This is a genomic window from Kamptonema formosum PCC 10802 (assembly GCF_000332335.1).
GTDB lineage: Bacteria > Cyanobacteriota > Cyanobacteriia > Cyanobacteriales > Oscillatoriaceae > Oscillatoria.
In genome coordinates, this window is sequence record NZ_KB235950.1 from 467,222 (window position 1) to 471,411 (window position 4,190).

Here is a 4,190-nt window from a genome sequence, read left to right on the forward strand (position 1 = left end):
GGGAACCCAATACTGCACCCAACTTAAATCCTGTGGGGGCGCTAACTGTTAAACCGGGAGAACGCCTGGAAATTCCCCTCAGTGCAACAGACGAAAATGGAGATAGAGTTATCTACTCAATTCGGTCAGACAGCCGACTTCCCAAAGGCAAAATAACAGGCAATGGACAGCTAATTTTCTCGCCGGCACCCGATGATGTTGGCACCTATAATTTCACCCTAGTCGCCAGTGACGGGGCGCTAGAGACTCCCCAAGAAGTTACTTTAACTGTCGCAGCAGACCCAGTGACGAGTACGCGGGTTTCTGGGATTATTGAAAATACGGCGCAAGAACCGCTTGCCGGTGTTATTATAGAATTGGGTTCTTTGCAAACAGTCACCGCAGCAGATGGCTCGTTTATACTAGAAACTCCGGGGGCTTTACCTGACAACACCCTCAAAATTCGCGGCGAGGGAATTAGCGGGGATGTGACCTATCCGTTCATTGCTGAAAAGTTGCCACTGTTATTAGAACACGAGGTTTACACAGGGGTCAACAATGTCATCAGCCGGCCTATTTATTTGCCGCCAATTGACACGGCGAATGCCGAAACAATTGAGCCGGCGGCGGATGTCACGGTAACAACTTCTAATATACCGGGGGCGTCTGTATTTGTGGCGGCGGGTTCTTTGAAAAACCAGCAGGGCAATCCGTATACAGGACAGCTTAGCATAACTGAAGTGCCGGCGGAATTAACACCGGCTGCTTTGCCATCTAACTTGCATCCCGATGTAGTGGTGACGATTCAGCCAGGAGAAATGGTATTCACAACACCGGCTCCTCTGTCGCTTCCCAATCGGGCGGGATATGCGCCGGGAACGTTGATGGATTTGTGGTCAATTAACCCGACAACGGGGTTATTTGACAACGTAGGTACGGGGAAAGTCAGCGATGATGGCAGCGTAATTGAGACCATTTCCGGCGGGATACGCAACAGCAGCTGGCACTTCTTTGGAGCGCAACCTCAGGACCCCAATCAGGACGACCGCAATCCAGATGAAGGTGGCAATGAATGCAAGGAGAATTGCAACTTCACGTCGGTGGCGGAACTTCACTCTGGAACGGTAATGGAGACGCACAATATCGTCTCTTATCAATCCTTGGGCGCGATGCGAGGTTTGCAGCTAACTTACGATTCATTAAGAGCTGACCCGCGACCTATTTTGCATTTCGGCTACGACAATACTGTACCAAACCCGCAGGGGAGGCTGATTGCTGATTTAACGGTATCGCGGGGGTCTTTTGAGTACCAACTCCCCGGATTTGAGGGAGGAAATTACGGTCTTAAGGGCGGCGAACATTTCTGGGAGATTCCGCAGGAAAGGGGAGCAAAAATTGATGCGGCGCTCCAGGCAGACATGCGCTCTCTGAGTTCGGGAGAGTATGACTATTCTTTAAACTCTGGGCTTTACCTGTTTGAGGGCGAAGCTATCTTTGGTTCTTCTACAGAAAGCCAGGGAAAAATTATCAATGTTAACACGATTAACAGTCCGTGGGGAAGTGGCTGGGGGCTGGCAGGATTGCAGAAATTGGTGGAGAATCCCAACGGTTCTGTGCTGCTGATTGATGGGGATGGAAGTGAGTTGCTATTTGAGGCTTCCCCTCTGGCGACTGGCGCTTATATGGCTCCTCCGGGAGATTTTTCAACGCTGGAACGTCTGGCGGACGGAACTTTTCGCCGCACGATGAAGGACGAAACGGTTTACAGTTTCAACGGGCACAATAAGCTGGCGTTGGTAACAGAGAGAAACGGGAATGAGACGCGGTATGTTTATAATGGGGAGCAAAAGCTTGCGAAAATTATTGACTCGGTGGGGTTAGAAACGACTTTCTCGTATAATGGAGGAAAGGTTAGCGCTATTACTGATCCGGCGGGTAGAATTACTCGGCTGGAATACGATGCGGCGGGGAATTTAACCCGGATTGTGGACCCGGATGGTTCGGCGCGGACTTGGGAATATGACAGCGATCACCATATAGTTGCTGAGGTAGACAAGCGCAACAATCGGGAGGAGACGTTTTATGATTTTGCGGGGCGGGCTTTAAGCGCTACTCAGAAGGATGGAAAGTCTTTGAAAGTTGCGCCGGTTCAGGTGGCAGGGCTGTACCGTTCTGAAGAGACAATTGACCCGTTTAATGCGCCAGTGGCGTTTGCTTTGGGGGATGTGGAATCAAGCCAAGCTGATGGGAATGGCAATGTGAAGTCTACCATTCTTGACGGTGCCGGTCAAGCGGTTTCCGCAAGGGATGGCGGTGGGTTTTTGCCAGGTGTTGAGCGCAATGAGTCGAATCTGGTAACTGACAGGACAAATGGCAGGGGTCAAGTTACTGAGTATGAATACGACGCGAAGGGGAATGTAATTAGCATTTCTGATGAAAATTCGGGCTCGGGCGCGTCTGAGCCCCCAACAGGGAATACCGATGAGCTATTTGCGTTAGGAGAGGATTATTTAGCTGGGGTTAATCCCGTTTCGGTAGCGGTGTCAGATATTGATGGGGATTCAGACTTTGATGTCATTACTGCAAATAGCAGTTCTAACAGCGTATCGGTGCTGCTAGGGAATGGCGATGGCACTTTGGCTCCCAATATTGATTACACAGTGGGTGACGCGCCACAAGGAGTGGCTTTAGGAGATGTAAATGGGGATGGAAACCCCGACATTATTGCCGCAAATAGTAGCTCTAACAGCGTTTCAGTGCTGTTAGGTAATGGGTCCGGCACTTGGGCTGAGAAAACTGACTTTATGGTGGGCTCTGGTGCGGTGGGAGTAGCTTTGGGAGATATAGACTTTGATGGCGACTCTGACATTATTACCGCAAATCGCGACTCGAAGAGCCTATCGATTCTGTTAGGCAATGGCGATGGCACCTTTGCCGCTCAAAATGAATACTCAGTGGTTTACGCACCTTTATCTGTGGCTGTAGGAGATATAAATGGGGATGGAAACCCCGATCTCGTCGCTGCTGGGTTTGGCAGGGGATATGGCTTGGATAGCGACTATTACTCAGTGCTTTTGGGAACCGGCGATGGCACTTTTGATTCTGTCACTGACTACGAGGTGGCGTTTGGTTCTGAGTTTGTGGCTTTGTCGGATTTAGATAGCGATGGCGATCTAGATATGGTAACGGCTAACCCTCTACAGAATAGTGTGTCAGTGCGGTTGGGTCAGGGGGATGCCACTTTTGGGCCACAAACGGATTATTCGGTTGGGTTTTATCCTGTGGGATTAGCTGTAGGAGACGCTGACGGTGACGGCAAGAAAGATATCGCTATCGCGAACCGTTCTGACAGTAAAGTATCGGTGCTTTTGGGTCAGGGGGATGGCTCTTTTGTAGCTGGAAATGATGTGGCTGTCAGTTATAGACCGGCATCTGTGGCGCTGGCGGATCTCGACTTTGATGGCGATAGGGATTTGGTGACAGCTAACATTAGCAGTAATAATGTTTCTGTCAGGCTGAATACGACTAATTCTGTGGGGGGGTGGGGGAACTGGGAAGCGCAGTTATACTTACGATCCGATTTTCAATCAGGTGACGAGTGTGACGGATGAGTTAGGCCGGCAGACGCTTTATGAAATTGATACGCTGACTGGGAATACGCTGTCTGAAACTCGGGTTGTTGGTTCTGTTGGCGGTGGGGATGATGTTATCACTCGCTACACTTATACTGAGAAGAACCTGATTGATACTGAGACTGACCCTCTGGGGCGGTTGACGGATTACGATTATGATAATTTTGGCCGGCTTGTTGAGGTGACTTTTGCTCAAGGTACGCCGGATGAGGCGGTGCAGCGGATGGAGTATGACGCTGCCGGCAATCAAACTGCTATGATTGATGAGAATGGCAATCGGACGGAGTATGAATATGATGTGATGAACCAGCTGGTGAGGATGGTTGAAGCCGACCCGGATGGGAGTGGGCCACAAAGTGCGCCGGTGACTTCTTATAGTTACGATCAGTCGGGGAATCAGGTGCTGGTGGTTGACGCATTGGGGCGGAAAACTGAGAGTCGCTATGACAGTCGGAATCGTTTGATTGAAACTGTCAATCCCGATGGTTCGCGGGATAAGATGCGGTATGATTTCGACAATAACGTCAGTTCCACTTTCGATGCGAATGGAAACCGGTCTAATATGGTTTTCGACGCTCG

2 protein-coding genes are annotated in these 4,190 nt (G+C 50.2%); both read left to right on the top strand.

What is annotated here, in order from left to right:
- A partial coding sequence (locus tag OSC10802_RS45555; protein WP_232731901.1) for an FG-GAP repeat domain-containing protein occupies window positions 1–3,590 on the top strand: 3,590 nt, incomplete at its 5' end.
- Window positions 3,580–4,190, top strand: a 611-nt coding sequence (locus OSC10802_RS43415) for an RHS repeat protein (RefSeq protein ID WP_044172554.1), incomplete at its 3' end; no start/stop codon positions are given. The genes OSC10802_RS45555 and OSC10802_RS43415, both read left to right, overlap by 11 nt.